Source organism: Embleya australiensis, from assembly GCF_051903075.1.
Taxonomy (GTDB): Bacteria; Actinomycetota; Actinomycetes; order Streptomycetales; family Streptomycetaceae; genus Embleya.
In genome coordinates this window covers 2,946,559-2,963,795 of sequence record NZ_CP182423.1, presented here as the reverse complement: position 1 = coordinate 2,963,795, position 17,237 = coordinate 2,946,559, and the positions used below count along the sequence as shown (strand labels likewise).

15 protein-coding genes are annotated in these 17,237 nt (G+C 72.8%); 2 read left to right on the top strand and 13 right to left on the bottom strand.

Going from position 1 to position 17,237, the window contains the following annotated elements; genetic code table 11:
• Positions 1-87: 87 nt before the first annotated feature.
• The 12 genes from ACMXN5_RS43125 to dnaK all read right to left on the bottom strand — a co-directional run bounded on the left by ACMXN5_RS43125 (position 88) and on the right by dnaK (position 13,140).
• Complete coding sequence (locus tag ACMXN5_RS43125) at positions 88-180, bottom strand: hypothetical protein (protein ID WP_371863030.1); 93 nt, start codon at positions 178-180, stop codon at positions 88-90.
• Positions 181-230: 50 nt separating this feature from the next.
• Positions 231-623 (bottom strand): hypothetical protein, encoded by a 393-nt coding sequence (locus tag ACMXN5_RS43120; RefSeq protein ID WP_439681407.1) that lies wholly within the window; start codon positions 621-623, stop codon positions 231-233.
• A 2-nt stretch (positions 624-625) separates the two neighbouring features.
• Positions 626-1,063 (bottom strand): phage tail protein, encoded by a 438-nt coding sequence (locus tag ACMXN5_RS43115; protein ID WP_078981626.1) that lies wholly within the window; start codon positions 1,061-1,063, stop codon positions 626-628.
• A 71-nt stretch (positions 1,064-1,134) separates the two neighbouring features.
• Positions 1,135-3,102, bottom strand: a complete 1,968-nt coding sequence (locus ACMXN5_RS43110) for a phage tail sheath family protein (protein WP_439680322.1) — start codon at positions 3,100-3,102, stop codon at positions 1,135-1,137.
• Between the two features lie 29 nt (positions 3,103-3,131).
• Positions 3,132-4,043, bottom strand: a complete 912-nt coding sequence (locus tag ACMXN5_RS43105) for a Pvc16 family protein (protein WP_439680321.1) — start codon at positions 4,041-4,043, stop codon at positions 3,132-3,134.
• A complete protein-coding gene (locus tag ACMXN5_RS43100) occupies positions 4,040-6,580 on the bottom strand; it encodes an eCIS core domain-containing protein (RefSeq protein WP_439680320.1) in 2,541 nt (846 codons plus the stop codon). Before ACMXN5_RS43100 ends, ACMXN5_RS43105 begins: the two co-directional genes overlap by 4 nt.
• Positions 6,580-8,634 (bottom strand): AAA family ATPase, encoded by a 2,055-nt coding sequence (locus ACMXN5_RS43095; RefSeq protein WP_439680319.1) that lies wholly within the window; start codon positions 8,632-8,634, stop codon positions 6,580-6,582. The genes ACMXN5_RS43100 and ACMXN5_RS43095 overlap by 1 nt, the downstream gene beginning before the upstream one ends.
• Positions 8,635-8,785: 151 nt before the next feature.
• Positions 8,786-9,595, bottom strand: a complete 810-nt coding sequence (locus ACMXN5_RS43090; RefSeq protein WP_439680318.1) for a LuxR C-terminal-related transcriptional regulator — start codon at positions 9,593-9,595, stop codon at positions 8,786-8,788.
• A 432-nt stretch (positions 9,596-10,027) separates the two neighbouring features.
• Positions 10,028-10,294, bottom strand: a complete 267-nt coding sequence (locus ACMXN5_RS43085) for a DUF1876 domain-containing protein (protein ID WP_380002618.1) — start codon at positions 10,292-10,294, stop codon at positions 10,028-10,030.
• A gap of 154 nt (positions 10,295-10,448) precedes the next feature.
• On the bottom strand, positions 10,449-10,745 hold the full coding sequence (locus tag ACMXN5_RS43080) for an acylphosphatase (RefSeq protein WP_439680317.1): 297 nt from the start codon (positions 10,743-10,745) through the stop codon (positions 10,449-10,451).
• Positions 10,742-11,269 (bottom strand): nucleotide exchange factor GrpE, encoded by a 528-nt coding sequence (grpE, locus tag ACMXN5_RS43075; protein WP_439680316.1) that lies wholly within the window; start codon positions 11,267-11,269, stop codon positions 10,742-10,744. Before grpE ends, ACMXN5_RS43080 begins: the two co-directional genes overlap by 4 nt.
• On the bottom strand, positions 11,266-13,140 hold the full coding sequence (gene dnaK, locus ACMXN5_RS43070; RefSeq protein ID WP_395792643.1) for a molecular chaperone DnaK: 1,875 nt from the start codon (positions 13,138-13,140) through the stop codon (positions 11,266-11,268). Before dnaK ends, grpE begins: the two co-directional genes overlap by 4 nt.
• Before the next feature lie 170 nt (positions 13,141-13,310).
• Between dnaK and ACMXN5_RS43065 the strand changes: the two genes are divergently transcribed.
• Both ACMXN5_RS43065 and ACMXN5_RS43060 read left to right on the top strand, forming a co-directional pair.
• Positions 13,311-14,243 carry an HNH endonuclease gene (locus tag ACMXN5_RS43065; RefSeq protein WP_439680315.1) on the top strand — a complete coding sequence of 311 codons (933 nt, stop codon included), beginning with the start codon at positions 13,311-13,313 and terminating at the stop codon, positions 14,241-14,243.
• A 219-nt stretch (positions 14,244-14,462) separates the two neighbouring features.
• A complete protein-coding gene (locus ACMXN5_RS43060; RefSeq protein ID WP_439680314.1) occupies positions 14,463-15,290 on the top strand; it encodes an inositol monophosphatase family protein in 828 nt (275 codons plus the stop codon).
• Between the two features lie 69 nt (positions 15,291-15,359).
• On the opposite strand, the gene iolD is transcribed toward ACMXN5_RS43060, so the two are convergent.
• Complete coding sequence (gene iolD, locus ACMXN5_RS43055) at positions 15,360-17,237, bottom strand: 3D-(3,5/4)-trihydroxycyclohexane-1,2-dione acylhydrolase (decyclizing) (RefSeq protein WP_439680313.1); 1,878 nt, start codon at positions 17,235-17,237, stop codon at positions 15,360-15,362.

Genomic DNA, 17,237 nt, shown 5'->3' with positions numbered 1-17,237 from the left:
CACGTTCACGACCAGTGCTCCCCTTCGCGCCCGGCGCCCGCAGTGCTCGGACCCACCTCCACGCCCGCCGCGCTCTCATTCGCGACGTCAGCCGCCGCCCGCCGCCTCGTTGAGGCGCTGGTTGATCGCCGACACCCGCTCCACCCACCGGCGGCGCTCGGCGTGGTCGAGGTCCATCAGTTCGGCGTGCGACCAGTGCAGGTGGTAGGCGACGAAGGCGATCTCCTCCCTCAGCCGATCGACCGGATATCCGCGGATCCCCCCAGGCGCTCGTGGCCCGGACGGACCTCCTCACCGCAGTTCGGACAGGACCCCTCGGCCGCCGTATCCGGCTCGTCCACGCTGTTGATCCGGTTGTACAGGCCCTGGAGGTGGGCCAGATCGGCGGCGAACAGCGTCTCGATCGTGCGCGGGGTGACCGTCTCGACCGCACCCACCCGGGTGACCACCCGGCTGAGCAGGATCACCGACAGATAGGCCGGGTTGCGCTGCACACGTGGGTCGGCGAGCGGCAGGATCTCGTCGGCGGCGGTGGCCAGCCGCATCGTCCCGTCGCGGTGCAACGTGCCGTCGTCGCCTAGGAGTCCGACAGGGAGCGTGAAGTCATGCTCGATCCGCAACATGGTCACTGCACCCGCTCCAGGCCCTCGTGGACCAGTTCCAGGGTCTCGATCGCGATGTCGTTGGATTCGGCGGTGAGCGGCGGGGCGGTGTACTTGGTCGGCCAGGCGCGGACGAAGTTCCAGCGCGAGGTGACCACACCGCGCCGATCCAGGAGCAGCACCGCGCCGTTCTTGCGGACGATGTCGCCCTCGACGATCTGCCGGTGCCAGTCGTACAGTTCGGTGTCGGTGGTCATGCCCCACTTGAGCATGATGTTGGCGAATTTGGCCTGGCCGGGGAACTTGTACGGGGTGATGTTCCAGCCGCCCTCGCGGTGTTCCATCACGTCCACCGTCGCGTCGAGGCCGCTCACCTCGTGGAAGCCGACGCGGATGATCCCGTCGAGTTCGACCTTGAAGTTGAAATTGACAAAGGGATCCTGGATATCGCCCGTGCTCACGACGCCCTCCGCTGCCTGTCGTTGCCGTTGCCCTGTCGTACCGGTCGGTCTCGCGCCGCCGCGCGCGCCCGCTACTGCTCGCTGACCTCCGCGCCGCCGTCCCAGATGCCGATCCGGACCACGATGAACTCGGCCGGGTAGACCGGCTGTACGCCGATCTCGATGTAGAGCAGCCCGAGCTTGCGGGTGCTCGGCGGATTGAGCGCCTCGTCGATGCGGACGAAGAAGGCGTCCTTGGCCTTGGCGCCGAACAGCGCGCCGTCGCGCCAGACCCGGGTGAGGAATTCGGTGAGGGTGTGCTTGAGCTTGCCCCACAGTTCGAGGTCGTTCGGCTCGAATACCGCGCCGCGCAGCCCCAGTTGGATCGACTCCTCCAGGTAGAGGAACAACCGTCGCACGTTGACGTACTGCCAGTTGCGATCGCCCGTGGTGGTGCGCGCGCCCCATACCACCGGCGAGCCGCGTCCGGGTAGGATGCGCAGCGCGTTGACCCCGTCGGGGTTGAGCAGGCCCTGATCGGCGTCGCTGAGGCGCCGTTCCAGGCCGAGCGCGCCCGCGATGCCGACGTTGGCCGGGGCCTTGTGTACGCCCCGGGTGGCGTCGGTGTGCGCGTAGATCCCGGCCAGGTGGCCCGACGGCGGTTGCAGCACCACCGCCTGCTTGGCGGGGTCGCGGAGTCGGATCCACGGGTAGTAGAGCGCCGCGAATCCCTTGTCCAACGCGCCGGTGAGGTCGGCGCGTTGGGCCTTGACCGTGACCACGTCGACGCCGGGCAGGCTGTCCAGGATCGCGAAGCGGTCGTACAACGACTCGCAGTGCTCGACGATCGCCCGCTGTGCGCCGGTGTCGGTGCAGCCCGGCGCGAGTACGAGGCTGATCTCGTCGATCGGGCGGAGCAGGTTCAGGTGCTGGGGCATCTTGTTCGCCACATCGGCCCAGGAGGTGGCGGGCACGTCGGCGACGGCGCCCGCGAGGGCGTACGTTCCCGCCTTGGGGCGCGGATCGCCCGCCGGGATCGGCGCGTCGGCCGCGATCACGATCCGCAGGTAGTCGCTCGCCACCGTCGGCCCGCCCCACCAGCGCGGATGCGACGGGGTGGTGGACAGGCCCGGATAGCCGATGGCCCGGCCGTTGCGGTCGGTGACGGTGAGGTCGAACTCGGCGGTGGCCACCCGCGTCGGCGCGCTGAGTCTGTACGCCTTGGCGAGCGGCTTGCGCAGGGTGATCGCGTCGTTGGAGACCGCCGCGACGATGCCCCACTCGGTGTTGGTGCCGTCGGAGATCCGCACGGACGAGCCGACCGGGACCAGCGGGCGCAGCGCAATCGCGGCGGGCACGGTCAGCCGCAACACGGTGTCCCCGGAGGCGAGATCGTCGCCGCTCACGGTGCCGCCGGCGAAGTCGACGGTGCCCGACAGGCCGCTCGCCAGCACGACCGTGTCCGGCGCCTGGACCGACTTCACCCGCAACGTCTGCCGGTCGGTGCCCTTGGCCGCCACCACCCGATCGCCCGCCGCCAGGCCGTCGACGGCGTTCACGGTGAGTACGCGCCGGGTGGCGTCGACGGCGGTGATGCTCGCGCTGCCCCGGAGCACGGGCAGGTCGGTACCGGCGCCGGCTGCGGTCAACGCGGCGGCCAGCGCGCTGGAGTCGGCGATCTTCACCGAGCCGCCCTCGCCGTCCGGACCGTCGAGGCGGGCCACCGCACGGGCTACGGCCGACGCCCCCGCGGCCCGTCCCGGCAGGTCGATCCCGGCCGGTGTCGCGGTGCCCACGCGCAGCACGAAGCACTGGGTGCCGCCGTTGCGGAAGAAGCCGTCCACGGCGAGCGGCAGGTAGTAGGGCACATCGCCGCCGTCGACGGGCGGGCCGAACAGCGCGGTGAACGCGTCCGGGCTGGTCACCAGGATGGGTTCGGCGATCGGCCCCTGCGCGGTGATCCCGATGAACGCCGCGATGCTGGTCGACACGCCCTGGATGGGCGCGGCGGGCTCGGTCTCTTCGATGTAGACGCCGGGGTACGAGACCTGCACGGCCATGGCGGACGTCCTCTCAGGTGATCGGGTGATCAGGTGAAGCGCAGTTCGATCAGCGCGTCGGGGGAACCGGGGACCTGGACCGGGGTGGGCGCGGGTGGCGGCAGTCCGGCGGCGGTGACCAGCGCGGTGTACGCACCCGGCCGCACGTCGACCACCACGAAGCGTCCGTCGGCGCCGCTGCGGGCGCGGACCGCCTCGCCGCCCGTCGCGTCGAGCAGCACCACGCGGGCGTCGGCCACCGGCACCGGCGGCTCACCGGGGCCGGCGGTGGCGTCGAGCACCAGGCCGCCCACGTCGGCCAGTTGCTCGGCGAGATCGTCGGGCGGTATGCCCGCGTAGGAGGTGAGCACGGTATGCACCACGCCGTCGATGCGCCGGTCCACCTCGGGGACCGGCATGGTGACGATCAGGTACACGGCGGGACGCCACGAGGTGGCCCGACCGACCGTGCCCCAGAACTCGGCGAGTTTGCCGAACCCTTCCGGCGGCACCACCTCGACGGGCAGCTCCGCCTCGCGCAACACCTCGGGCACCCCGGCCAGTTGATCGGGTGTCAGTACGGCGGAGGCGACCAGCGGGTCGGCGTGCAGGAGCACGGCCAGGACCGCGCCGAGCACCATGTGCTCCTGCTCGGTCGCGGGCATCTGCGGGCTGTCCTTGGCCGCGTTCCACGCGGTGATCAGGTAGTGGCAGCGGATCCGCGCCGGCTCGGGCCGCTCCACGGTGACCGCGCCGGTGGTGATCCGCTGCCGGATGTTCTGCCGCATGTGCCGGTCCTCGCGCAGGTCGACCAAGGCGCAGTTGACCCACACGCCCTGGCTCGCGCCCACCCGCTGCCGCCAGTCGTCGTCGGGCGGCTGGAACCCGATCCGGGCACCGGTCAGGCCGGGCACACCGGCGATCAGCGTCTCGCGGATGATCAGGTCGAGGATGTCGATCACCGCGCACCGCCGGAGCCGATCGGAAACCAGATGCCTTCGGGTGGTCCGCCGGGCCACCAGTAGTTGATTCGGCCGCCGCTGCGCAGGGCCGCCGCCTGCATGGCGGCGCGGCAGGAGCCGCACGGGTCGTACTGGCCGGTGATGTACATCCGCTGACCGGCCGTCAGCGGGACCCGGTCCACCGCCTTGGCCTCGGTGTGGCTGTCCTGGTTGGCCCGGTTCAGGCCGCGGGCCGCACGCTGTTCGGGGGTGACGCCGCCGCTGCGCAGGGACTCGTTGTGCACGACACGTCCGTCGGGGTCGAGCACGCGGACCGTGGCCTCGTGCGGCGGGCGAAAGTCGCTCGCGTCGATCCTGGCGAGTTCGTCCTTCTGCTGCCGCGCCCGGCGGCGGTCCCGGACCTGCCCCGCCACCGGATCGTCGCTCAACGCACCGAGCACGTGGTCGGGTTGGCCCTCGTACAGCTCGCGCAGCCGGTCGACGGCGGACGGGTCCTTCCGCGCCTCCGCCCGCAGCGCCTTGGCCCGGGCACGAACGTCCTTGACCAGTTGTCGCTTGTCCTGTGGCGTCGGCTGGTCCGGGGTGCCGTCGGCCCGTCCCACGTCGCCGGGGGCACTGCCGGCGGCGGGCTTGCCGGTGAGCTTGCCTGTGGTCTTCCGCTCGGCTGCGGTCTTGCCGGGGGCCGCCTTCGGCGCGACGGCCTTCTTCACGGCCGGTTTCCGGGTGGGTGCCCGTTGTGGGGGGACGGGGGCCTCAGGGCCGGGAGTTTCGGCCGCCGGCGCCTTTTTCGCGGCCTTCGCGCCTGCCCGCTGTACGGCGCTCTTCGGGACGCTCGTCGTCGCCGTGGCGGGTGCGGCCGTGCCGGGCGCCGGCTCGATCGGGGCCGGCCCGGTGGTCGACGGGGCTGGTTTCGGGTCCGCCGACGCGGTCTTGGGCCTGCCCGGCGACTTCCTGCCGGGCGTCTTCACACCGGCAGACCCGCCGGCCGATTTCCCGCCGGCCGGCCTCACCGGCGCCGCCGGCGCGGCGGCCGCGGATGGCGCGGGCGCGGCCCGGCCGGCCGTGGTCGCCCCGACCGGCGCCGTTCCCGCACCGGCGTGCGCGGGCGCCGGCGGCGGGCCCGCGGCATGCGCGTCGGCGGCCGGCTGCGCCTGCCTCGCGGGTGGCCCGGCGTGTTCCTCGCCGGCGCCCGCACCCGTGCGGCCGTTTTCACCCGCACCGCCCGCCGCCGTCGGGCGTCGGTAGCCGGCCGCGTGTACCAGGATCTGGTGCAGCACCGCGATCAGCGCCCGCACCACGTCCTTGAGGTCCTGCCTGAGCACCGCGTCGCGGTCGGCGCCCCGTGCGTTCCGCCAATCCACCCACAACTTCCGCACCACCGGCGCGGTCGTCAGCGTGGTCAGCGCCGCGTCCAGCAGGAGCGCGGCAAGCCGTTTGCCCGCCGACGACGCGGCCAGTCCGGCCACGTTGAGGATCCCGGCGATCACCTGCGTCCAAAAGCCCGGGTCGGTTGGCCAGCCCTCCGGATTGGCGTTGATCGCCCGCAGGATCGCCTCGACGGAGCTCGCCACGCCCAGCACCTTGAGCGCGAGGAGCACCTCCTCACCTCCGGTGAAGGCGAGGACGGTCTTCACCCCGAGCTGCACGGCGATCTGGGCCAGTTCCCGGTCGCTGAACAGGCTGCCGTCGTCGGGCGCGTGACCGCCGCTGACCCGGTCGTAGTACGCCTCGGTCAGGTTGCCGGCCTTCGTGACCCCCAAGGAAAGCGCCGGCACACCGGCGGAGTCGACCAGGTCCGCCGCCTTCGCCTGCTCGCGCAGGGCCTCCAGTACGTTTCCGCCGGTGGCCACCTCGAACCACGTGTCCAGGGCCTTCGTCTGCTCACCCGAGAGGCCGAGCGCCGAGGCCGCCTTGCGCACGCCGAGGCGGCCCGCGTCGTGTGCTCCGTAGCCGAGGCCGATCAGGGTGTCCACGGCGCCGGTGACCTCCAGGGCGATGCCCTCGGTGGCGCCCAGCGCGACCATCGCCGCGACGCGGTTCTCCCGCAGTTCGGCGCGTGCGGCCTCCTCTTCCGCTTCGTTCTTCGGCGCCCGGGACACCCCCGGCGCGGTGCCGCCCGCGACCGGGGCGGACAGGCCGGCGGCGGCGCGGGCGCCCGCCGTGTGCGCGGCGCCCTCGGCGGCGGTGCCCGGGGGGTGCACGCCCTGCGGTCCCGGCCGCGGGCCGCCGCGGCGCTGCTGCACCACGTGCGCGAGTTCGTGGCCGATCAGCGCCCGGCCCGCGGTCGAATGCGGGTCGTAGCGCCCGGGGCCGAACACGACGTGCCGATCGACGGCGTACGCCTTCGCGTCGAGCCGGTCGGCCGACGCCGCCGCGTCGGCGTCGGTGTGCACGACCACGTCGGCCAGAGACGTGCCGAACGAGCGCTCCATCGCGCCGCGCAGCGCCGCGTCCAGCGGCCGGGCCCGTTCGGCCCGCGCCTCCAACTCGGCCGGCAGGTGCGCGGCGGTGTGCCCCGCCCTCGTCGGCGCCGCCATCACCGCGCCCCGATCGTGGCGGGGGCCTGCGGGAACGGGCCGATCTTGTCGTATTCGCGCTCCATCGCCCGGAGCACCGCCGCCCGGTCCACCGCGCGCCCCTCGGCGGCGGCCAGGTGTGCCGCCGCGACCGCGACGTTGTGGATGTGGCCGCCGGAGAGCGGGTAGTGCTCGGCCAGTTCGCCCAGGTCGACGTCCACGTCCCGGGGCAGCGCCGCCGGCCAGGCGCCCTGCCAGATCCGCCGCCGCTCGGCGGCCTCCGGGAACGGGAAGTGCACGCAGTAGGTCAGCCGCCGGATGAAGGCGTCGTCCATGTGGTGAAGGAGGTTGGTGGCCAGCACCGCGAGCCCGTCATGGTCCTCCAACCGCTGGAGCAGATAGGCCACTTCGAGGTTGGCGTAGCGGTCGCGCGCGTCGTGCACCTCACTGCGCTTGCCGAACAGCGCGTCGCACTCGTCGAACAGCAGCACGGCGTCGGTGCGCGCGGCGGCGGTGAACACGGCGTCCAGGTTCTGTTCGGTCTCGCCGATGTACTTGGACACCACCGACGCCAGATCCACCCGGTAGAGCGGCAGCCCGAGCCGGCCCGCGACCAGGCGCGCGGCGAACGTCTTGCCGGTGCCGCTGGGTCCGGCGAACAGCACCGACACGCCGCGGCCCAGACCCGGCCGGTCGGCGAAGCCGGAGGCGTCGAGCACCGTGCGATGGGCGCTCAGGTGGGCGCAGACGTCACGCAGCCGCTCCCCGACGTCGTCGGGGACGATCAGCGCGGACCAGTCGTCGGAGGTGCCCAACCGGGTGGCGAGTCGGCCCAGTTCGCCGCCGGTGATCCGAGCGGCGACGTCGACGACCTCGGCCGCGGTGGTGCGCAGCGGCGTGCCGGGCTCGGCCCGACCGCGGGCCCGGGCGGCGACCGCGTCCAGGGTGTGCCGCAACTCCGGCCCGGCCAGGTGGGTCCAGCCCGCCAGCGGGTCGGCGCCCGGCGTGCTCGCGACCTCGACGCCGTGTGCGGCCAGGGCGGTGGCCAGGCCGCCGGGCACGCCGGCCGCGCGGCGGACCGACAGCGCGGCGACCCGCTCGGCCGGCACGTCGGGACCGGTGGGCGCGAGGGTGTCGGGGCCGCCGACCACGACGGCGTGGGTGAACCGCTCCCACACCGCGTCGGGCGGGCCGCCGGCGTGTGTGTCGACCACGAGTACGGCCTCGCGCAGCAGTGCCTCGGCGGCCAGGCCGGGCAACAGGGCCGGATCGGCGAGCGCTTCGGGCCGCGCGGTCAGCGCCTGCCGGCCGGCCCGCGCCACACTCCACCACGCGACGTCCAGGCAGGTCGCGGCGGGTGCGCCGGACAGGTGGGTGAGCGAGGGCGCGTCGCCGACGAGCCGGGCGACCAGCGCGGCGGCGGCGATCGGGTCGGGCGCGTCGACGGGCGCGTAGGTGTCCACCGTCGCGAACGGCGCGAGCGCGTCGTCGAGTCGGCCGATCGCGAACAACCGGCGCAGCAGCACCGCCGAGGGCCGTACGGCGCCCGCGTAGGAGGGTCCGGAGCGCCCGCCGACCGGCTCCACCAGCCCGCACCGGAGCAGCGGACCCGCGGCGCACAGCCGTACCGCAACCGCCGCCCGGTCCGCCCCGGTCTCGCAGCACAGCCGGGCAAGCAGGTCGAGCGTCGGGTACGGCTGCCCGGAGTCGCGTTGCAGCCAGGCGATCGCGCGGCCGTACGCCGGGTCGAGTTCGGGCGCGAGGATCAGCGCCAGCGCGGCGAGGTCGAAGGGGTCGAAGCCGCGCCGGGCCAGCGGCAGCGCCAGGTGGGCGGGCAGCGGCGGCCCGGTGATCAGCACCGGCGCGGGCCTCGGCGCACCGGCCAGCGCCTCGCATACCTCGCCGTGGGAGGGGTACAGGCGTTCCAGCGAACTCTCGGCCGATTCGGGCCCGTTGGCCTGCACCGCCCGGGCCAGCACGTCCGCGATCCACCGCTCCAGGTCGGAGAGGTCGGGGAACACGGGTGCGCTCGAGCTGATCGAGCCGGCAACGGCCATGTCGCGATCGTTGATCATCGGCCCGAAGCGCGTCATCCACCCGCCGGTTGGATCTTTGCTGGGCGCGGGAGTAGACCTTGACCGCCGGTCGGCTCCGCCCGCCTCCACCTCGGATGGAGCGCGTCGTCCATCCGATCGGGTGGGCCCGTCGCGCGCCCCCGCAGACCGGTTATCCGGTCGTGGGCCCGCCACCGGCGGGTGGTTCGTGGTCCGGCGCCCGCCGGGTGCGCGGCGCGCGCGAGCCCCACACGGGTGGCGACGCGGCGCGCGGTGCGCCGAGCGCTCGATCCGGTGCGCCGTCGGCCTCCACCCGGGAGCGGCCGAGGGGTTCGCCGGCGGGTGTCGCCCGCAGCAGGCCGGCGGCGGCCTCGCGGTGCGGGACGCGCAACTTGCGCAGTACGGCGTGCACATGGGTCTTGACCGTGGACAGGCCGATGGACAGGCCCCGGGCGATCTCGTGGTTGGTCCTGCCCTCGGCGATCAGGAACAGGATCTCCCGCTCGCGCGCGGTCAGCGTCTCGGGCAGCGCCGACACGGTGCGCTGCGCGGCGACGGTCGGGGACTGTACGCGTTGCAGCAGCAGTGCGGCGATCCGAGGGCTGCACGAGGCCTCGCCGCGCACGACGCCGATGATCGCGGCGGCGGTCTGCGGGAGCGAGTATTCGCGGCCGATGAACCCGGCCACGCCCGCCTCGGCGGCGGTGATCACGTCGTCGCGGGTCTCGTCCACGCCCAACGCGATCAGCCGGGTCTGCGGCGTCCCGCGTCGGATCGCGCGGATCGCGGGAATGCTGTCCGGCGTGCTCAGGTCCAGCAGGAGTACGGAGGGGCGCAGCCGTCGTGCGCCGGCGACCGCCTCCGAGGCGGAGCCGCCCGACCCGACCAGTCGCAACGCGGGTTCGTCGGCGAGCGCCCGCACGGTGGCGTCGCGATAGATCCGGACCGGGGTGATCACGAGTACCTCGATCGCCACACTCATCGGCTCTGCTCTACCCCCCGCCGTCGCGGCCACGACAACCAACACGCGGGCACGCACGGTAATCAATCGATTACACCAAGAGATTCGCGTAATGGATACCCCACCAAATCCTCCGGAACACACCCGACAGCCGGCCACCGCCGGTTATCCACCCACCATCCCGGTCGGGCAGGCGAGCCGGCGTCGAAAGAGCCCTGGGCGCGCGGAACACACACGGGGGCCACCCGGAGTCGGGCCTCATCCCGGTCTGGCGGGCGAGTCGATGTCGATGTCGATGTCGACCGACGGCTCCCAACCCCCCGGCGCCCCGCACGCGAACCGCCCATCGCCCCCATCCGCCCGCCGTCCCGGCCCGAGCGCGCGGGCCGGTGTCGGCCGGTGGCTCGTCACCCGCCGACACCGGCCCGTCGAGCGCGGTCGGTTCCGTGCCGCTCAGGCGAGCGAGTGGACCGGCCGATTCGTCGACGACTCGATCTCGCCCGCCGCCTTGTCCAGCAGCTGCCGGGTCAGGTCGGTCAACGCCCGCGCCGCGGCGATCTCTTCGCCGACCGCCGGCTGATCCGGGTCGTCCGGATACCGGCTGGCGTGCGCGTGCGAGCGCAGCTCCGTACCGTCGCGCAGGCGCAGCAGCGCCGCCGCCTCGGTCCGCTTGCCGTCCTCCTTGAACTCCATCTCTATGTGCCATCCCACGATTTGCATACCTGTCGCCTCCAAGCCCCCGACTCCGTCGGTCCACTCGGTTGCCGCCGCCGCTTTCACCCCCTCCCACCAGGATGGTTCAATCCGCCATGAATCGGTAGTTTTACCGCAATCGCTCACGCAGCCGACCCACCCGCTCACGCGGGCGGCCCGTTCACCGTTGCCGCAGAGCCGGTGTCGGGCGGATCTCGAACCCGACCAGCCCCTCCTCCGCCGGATCCTCGTCGTACACGTACACCCGGTCGACGACGGCCAACGACGGCCCGCGCCCCGTCCACGCGGTCAGCCGCGCGACGTCGTCCGGCGCGCCCTCGAACACCGCCTCGACCGTGCCGTCAGGCAGATTCCGCACCCAGCCCGCGACACCGTGCCGCTCCGCGGTACCGCGGCACGTGTCCCGGAAGTAGACGCCCTGCACGTCCCCCGACACGACCACCCGCCGGCGACTCATCGCGCACCCGCGGCCGGCGGCCCGGTCACCGTCACCCGGGCCGGACGCAGCAGCCGATCGCCCACCCGATACCCCGGCTCGTGCACCGTCGAGCAGATCGGCGGATCGACCCCGGCCGCCATGTGCAGCGCCAACGCGTCGTGCACGTACGGGTCGAACACATCGCCCACCGCCCCGAACGCCCGCAACCCGAGCGCCGCGAGGGCGTCCTCCAACGCGTCGACGACACTCGCCACCCCCGGCGTCAGATCACCGGCGGCCCGCGCCCGATCGAAGCCGTCCACCACCGGCAGCAGCGGCGTGAGCACATTGGCCAGCGCCGCCTCCCGCACCGCCAGCCGGTCCCGCCGCACGTGCCGCCGATAGCCGTCGTAGTCCGCCCGGAGCCGGCACAACTCGTCCGCCCGCTCGGTCACCTGCTCGCGCTGTGCCGCGATCTCGGCCAGCAGCGACGCGAGGACCGGCGACGGCGGCTGCCCGGCCGGAACCGGCAGCAGTCCCGGGCCGGGAGAGATCCGGTTCATGCGGTCCCACCTCCGCGTTTGTCGTCGTCGACGATCTCGGCGTCGACGACCTCGTCCTCGTCGACGTCGGCCTCGGCCGAGGCGCCGCCCGCCGCACCGGCCGCGCCTTCCGCGCCCGGTTGGGCGTTCGCGTACATCGCGGTGCCCAGCTTCTGGCTGACCGTGCTCACCCGTTCCGCCGCCTCGCGGATCGCGGCCGTGTCCTCGCCCGCGAGCGCCTCTCGGAGCGCGGTCAGCGCCGTCTCCACCTCGCCCTTGACGTCCGCCGGCACCTTGTCCCCGTTGTCCTTGAGGAACTTGTCGGTGGTGTACACCAGTTGCTCGGCCTGGTTGCGGGTCTCCGCGGTCTCCCGACGCTGGTGGTCCTCCTCCGCGTGCGCCTCGGCCTCGCGCATCATGCGGTCGATGTCGTCCTTCGGCAGACTCGAACCGCCGGTGATGGTCATCGACTGCTCCTTGCCCGTGCCCAGGTCCTTGGCGGACACGTGCACGATGCCGTTCGCGTCGATGTCGAACATCACCTCGATCTGCGGCAGCCCGCGCGGCGCGGGCGGCAGACCGGTCAGCTCGAACATGCCCAGCCGCTTGTTGTACGCGGCGATCTCGCGCTCACCCTGGAACACCTGGATCTGCACCGACGGCTGATTGTCGTCCGCCGTGGTGAAGATCTCCGAACGCTTGGTCGGGATCGTGGTGTTGCGCTCGATCAGCTTGGTCATGATGCCGCCCTTGGTCTCGATACCGAGGGACAGCGGGGTGACGTCGAGCAGCAGGACGTCCTTGACCTCACCCTTCAACACACCGGCCTGGAGCGCGGCGCCGACGGCCACCACCTCGTCCGGGTTGACGCCCTTGTTCGGCTCCTTGCCGCCGGTCAGCTCCCGGACCAGCTCGGTCACGGCCGGCATCCGGGTCGACCCGCCGACCAGGACCACCTGATCGACCTTCTCGACCGAGATCCCCGCGTCGTCGATCGCCGCGTGGAACGGGGCCCGGCAACGCTCGAGCAGGTCCGCCGTGAGCTGCTGGAACTGGGCCCGGGTCAGCTTCTCGTCCAGGTGCAGCGGGCCCTCGGGCGACGCGGTGATGTAGGGCAGGTTGATCGACGTCTCGGTCGCGCTGGACAACTCGACCTTGGCCTTCTCCGCCGCCTCGCGCAGCCGCTGTACGGCCATCTTGTCCTTGGACAGGTCGATCCCGTGAGCGTTCTTGAACTGCTTGACCAGATGGTCCATCACCCGCTGGTCCCAGTCGTCGCCGCCGAGATGCGTGTCGCCGTGCGTGGCCTTGACCTCCACGACCCCCTCGCCGATCTCCAGGAGCGACACGTCGAACGTGCCGCCGCCCAGGTCGAACACCAGGATCATCTGGTCGCGCACCTTGTCCAGCCCGTACGCCAGCGCCGCCGCCGTCGGCTCGTTCACGATCCGCAACACCTGGAGGCCCGCGATCTCCCCGGCCTCCTTGGTGGCCTGCCGCTGGGCGTCGTCGAAATACGCCGGCACGGTCACCACGGCGTCGGTGACCTTCTCGCCCAGATACGCCTCGGCGTCACGCTTGAGCTTCTGCAACACCCGCGCGGAGATCTCCTGCGCGGTGTACCGCTTGCCGTCGATGTCGCCGGTCTCGGGAAAGTGCCAGGTGTTGTCACCCATGTGCCGCTTCACCGACCGCGCGGTGCGCTCGACGTTGGTCACCGCCTGGCGTTTGGCCACCTCGCCGACCAAAACCTCGCCGTTCTTCGCGAAGGCGACCACCGACGGCGTCGTCCGAGCCCCTTCCGCGTTCGCGATGACGGTGGGCTCACCGGCCTCCAGAACCGCGACCACCGAGTTCGTCGTACCGAGGTCGATACCAACAGGACGTGCCATGAGGGGGCTCCTCGACTCTCACGCGCTCCGACGCCCCACCCACCCCAGGCCTATCCGCCGAACGCTCGCACCTTCCGGCCGCACGGATACCACTACCCCCTCATCATGACCCACCAGCCCAACCTCAACCCACCGCACGGATTGTCGGCCCGCTTTCGTACGCTCGACCGATGACGTCGACGCTGCTCGACCAATTACGGACCATGCGGACGCACCACATGGGCAACACGCCCACCCGACACAAGCCCATCGCGATCCTGTGGGCCATCGGACGCGAGCCGACCCCCGAGAACCGGCTGATCCCGTGGCCGGTGTTTCGGGACGGGGTGCGTCCGCTGCTGAAGCGCTTCGGGCGCGCGCCCAACCGGCTCACCCCGGAATACCCGTTCTGGTATCTCGCCGCCGACGAGTTCTGGCAGGTCACCGGCCGCACCGCGGCCAACAGGCGATTCCCCGGGATCCGCGAGCTGGAGGCGACCGGCGCCGTCGCCGGCTTCACCGAGCCGGCGGTCGCCGAACTCGCCGACCGGGCCCGCCGCGCCGAGATCGTCGCGCACCTGCTCGACACCTGGTTCCCCGACGTCGACCACGAGCAGCTTTTGGCCGCCGTCGACATCGGGGAGGGCGACGACCCGCCGCCGCCCCCGGACGGCGCCCCGCATCCCTCGCCGGACCCGACCGACGACGCCCCTCCTGCCCGGATCGTCCGGACCACGAGCGGATACGACCGTGATTCCCGGGTCGTGCAGATGCTCAAGGCGATGTACGACGAGGAATGCCAGATCTGCTCGACCACCGTGCGCGGCCGGGCCGGCACACGCAGCAGCGACGGGGCACACGTGCGCCCGCTCGGGGAGGGCGGGCCGGACACCCTGACGAACCTGTTGTGCCTGTGCCCCAACCACCACCGCCGACTCGATCGACAGGGCATCCACATCGGCGCGGGCGGCGTCGTCTACGTCACCGACACGTTCGAGGTCGAGGGCACCCTGACGTTCCGCTCCGACCATCGCCTGAATCCCGCGCACATCCGCCACCACCGGATCGCCTGCGGGGTCGCTCCCGACCCCGACGAGCAGCCGCCCGCGGCCACCGGGGACTGAGTCCACCGGCCGTGTGGCGGCTCTGGTGCGGGCCAACTTGGTGGTGGTGGGGGGTGGGGGTCGACATAATGCTGGGGCAAGGAGTTGCAGGGCGGCGAGTCGGTGTCGGGGCGGCCTTCGCGTGGGGCGAGGGGCGTGGGTCGGGCGTGGGGGCCGGTGGGTGCTCCGTGGTCGGTCGGGCATCGGTTTCATCGAGCGCCGTAGGCAAGGAGCGTCACCGTGGTCTTTCCCCTTCCCCGTACGCTTGCGGCGCTGCGCGTCGCCCGAGAGGCCGCCCAGGTCATTCGCCGGGCCGGGCGACCTCGGCGGATCCGGCTCAAGTCGTCGTCCGCCGACCTGGTCACCGCGACCGATCTGCGCGTGGAGAAACTGGTTCGGGCGTGGCTGGGCAGCCATTATCCGCAGGACGCGGTGGTCGGCGAAGAGGGCGGCGGGCTGGCCGAGTTGGACCTCGAACGCCCGACCTGGTTCGTCGATCCGCTCGACGGCACCACCAACTTCGCACACGGACTGCCGCACTACGCCTGCGCGATCGCGTTCTGGGACGGCGAACGACTCGCCCTGGGCGTGGTCGCGGACGCGACCCGGCGCCGGACGTACTGGGCCGAGGCCGGGCGCGGGGCGTACGAGGGCCGCAAACGCCTGCACGTCTCGGACACCCGCACCCTGGGCCGCAGCGTGATCGCCACCGGCTTCCCGCCGTCCCGGGCGACCGACCCGGACAACAACCTGGCCGAGTTCCTGTCGGTGGTCAACGACACCCGTGACGTGCGGCGGTTGGGCTGCGCCGGCATCGACCTGTCCTGGGTGGCCGCGAGCCGGCTCGACGCCTATTGGGAGCAGCGCTGCGGTCCGTGGGACTGGGCGCCCGGCGCGATCCTGGTCCGCGAGGCGGGCGGTCGGGCGACCACCTTCGAGGGCGACGACTGGAAGCCCGGCGACGGGGAGTTGGTCGCGTCGAACGGCGCCATTCACGACCGTTTGCTGGGCTCGTTCGCCGAGGCGCGAGCGGTCGCGGGCCTCCCGACTCGGCCGATCGCGGCCTGAGCGTGGTCTGATCGCGCGCACGAGGGCTCGGGTGGCGCGATCCACCCGAGCCCGGCGGCGCGGGCCCGGTCAGCCCCGGGCCGTGCGTTCCGCTCTCGCCTCGTCCATCCGACGTCGGGCCGCCGTCACTTCCGGGCGGGCGGAGACTTCGGGGACGCCGACCTCCCACCACGCGCCGGATTCGGTCCAGTGGTTCGGGCTGGTCCGCACCACCACCACGGCCGGCCGCCGCGACGCCCGGGCCGCCGTGTACGCCTTCTCCAGGTCGGCCACCGTGTCGGCGGTGAACACCTCGGCGCCCAACGCGGCGGCGTGCGCGGCGAAGTCGACCCGGTGGTCGGCGGCGGCGCCGGGTCCCCGGCAGTCGGTGATCATGTTGTTGAACGGCGCCGCGCCCTGCCCCTCCTGCAACCGCGCGATCACCGCGTAGCCGCCGTTGTCGCAGACCACCGCGACGAACCGGTGCCCCGACAACACCGCCGAGTACACCTCGGAGTTGAGCATCAGATACGACCCGTCGCCCAGGAGCGTGGTGACCACCCCCTCGGGCCGCGCCATCGCCGCACCCCACGCGCCCGCGATCTCGTAGCCCATGCAGGAGAACCCGTACTCGACGTCCATCGTCGGCGCCCCGACCGCGCCCACCGACCGCCAGCCGCCCACCAGTTCGCCGGGCAGCCCGCCGCTGGCGGTGAGTACGTAGTCCTGCGGCCCGGCCAACCGGTTGACCACGCCCACGACCTGCGCGTACGTCGGCGGATCCGCCGGATCGCCCGGCGCACGCAGTGCGTCGATCACGCTGTCCCAGGCCCGGCGTTCGCTCGCGGCGCGCGCGGTCCAGGCCGGATCCGGGCGCCAATCGCCCAGCAGCGGGGCCAGTTCGCGCAGCGCCTCCCGCGCGTCCCCCGTCACCGGCGCCGCGCCGCGCTTGACCGCGTCGAACCGGGCCGCATTGATCGACACCAGGCGCGCGTCGGCGGCGAAGACCGTCCAGGACGCGGTGGTGAAGTCCTGAAGACGGGTGCCCACGGCCAGGATCAGATCCGCGTCCGCCGCGAGCGCGTTCGCCGACGCGGATCCGGTGATGCCCAACGGCCCGGCGTGCAACGGATGTTCGTGCGGCAGCAGGGTGCGCCCCGCGACCGTCTCGGCGAACGGGACACCGTACGCCTCGGCGAGCGCCAGCACCTCCGCCACCGCGTCCGCGTACCGCACCCCGCCGCCAACCACCAGCAACGGCCGCGCGGCCGCCCGCACCAGCGCCGCCGCGTCCGCCAGTTCGCCCAGATCCGGGCGCGGGCGCACCGGCCGGTGCAGCCGGGGCGCGAACATCACGACCGGGAAGTCGTACGCCTGCCCCTGCACGTCCTGCGGCAGCGCCAGCGTGACCGGCCCGCAGTCGGCGGGGTCCGTGAGCACCCGGGCCACCTGCGGCAGCGTGGCGATCAGCTGCTCCGGCCGGGTAATCCGGTCCCAGTAGCGACTCACCGAGCGGAACGCGTCGTTGACCGTGCCGCTCGGGTCGTGGAAGTGCTCGACCTGTTGCAGCACCGGATCGGGCGCCCGGCCGGCGAAGGTGTCCCCGACCAGAAGCAGCAGCGGCAGCCGATTGGCGTGCGCCACACCCGCCGCGGTGACCATGTTCAGCGCGCCGGGCCCGACCGAGGACGTGGCGACCATCACCTGGCGGCGCTGCGTCGCCCGCGCGTAGCCGACCGCCGCGAGCGCCATGCCCTGTTCGTTCTGACCGCGCCACACCGGGAGTTGCCCACCCGCCTCGTGCAGCGCGTCGCCCAGGCCGAGCACGTTGCCGTGACCGAAGATGGCGAACACACCCGGGAACAGCGGCACTCGGCGGCCGTCCACGAGTTCGCTCTCCTGGGCGATCAGCCAGCGCACGAGAGCCTGGGCGGTGGTCAGCCGCACGGTGGCACCGGACGTCGGCAC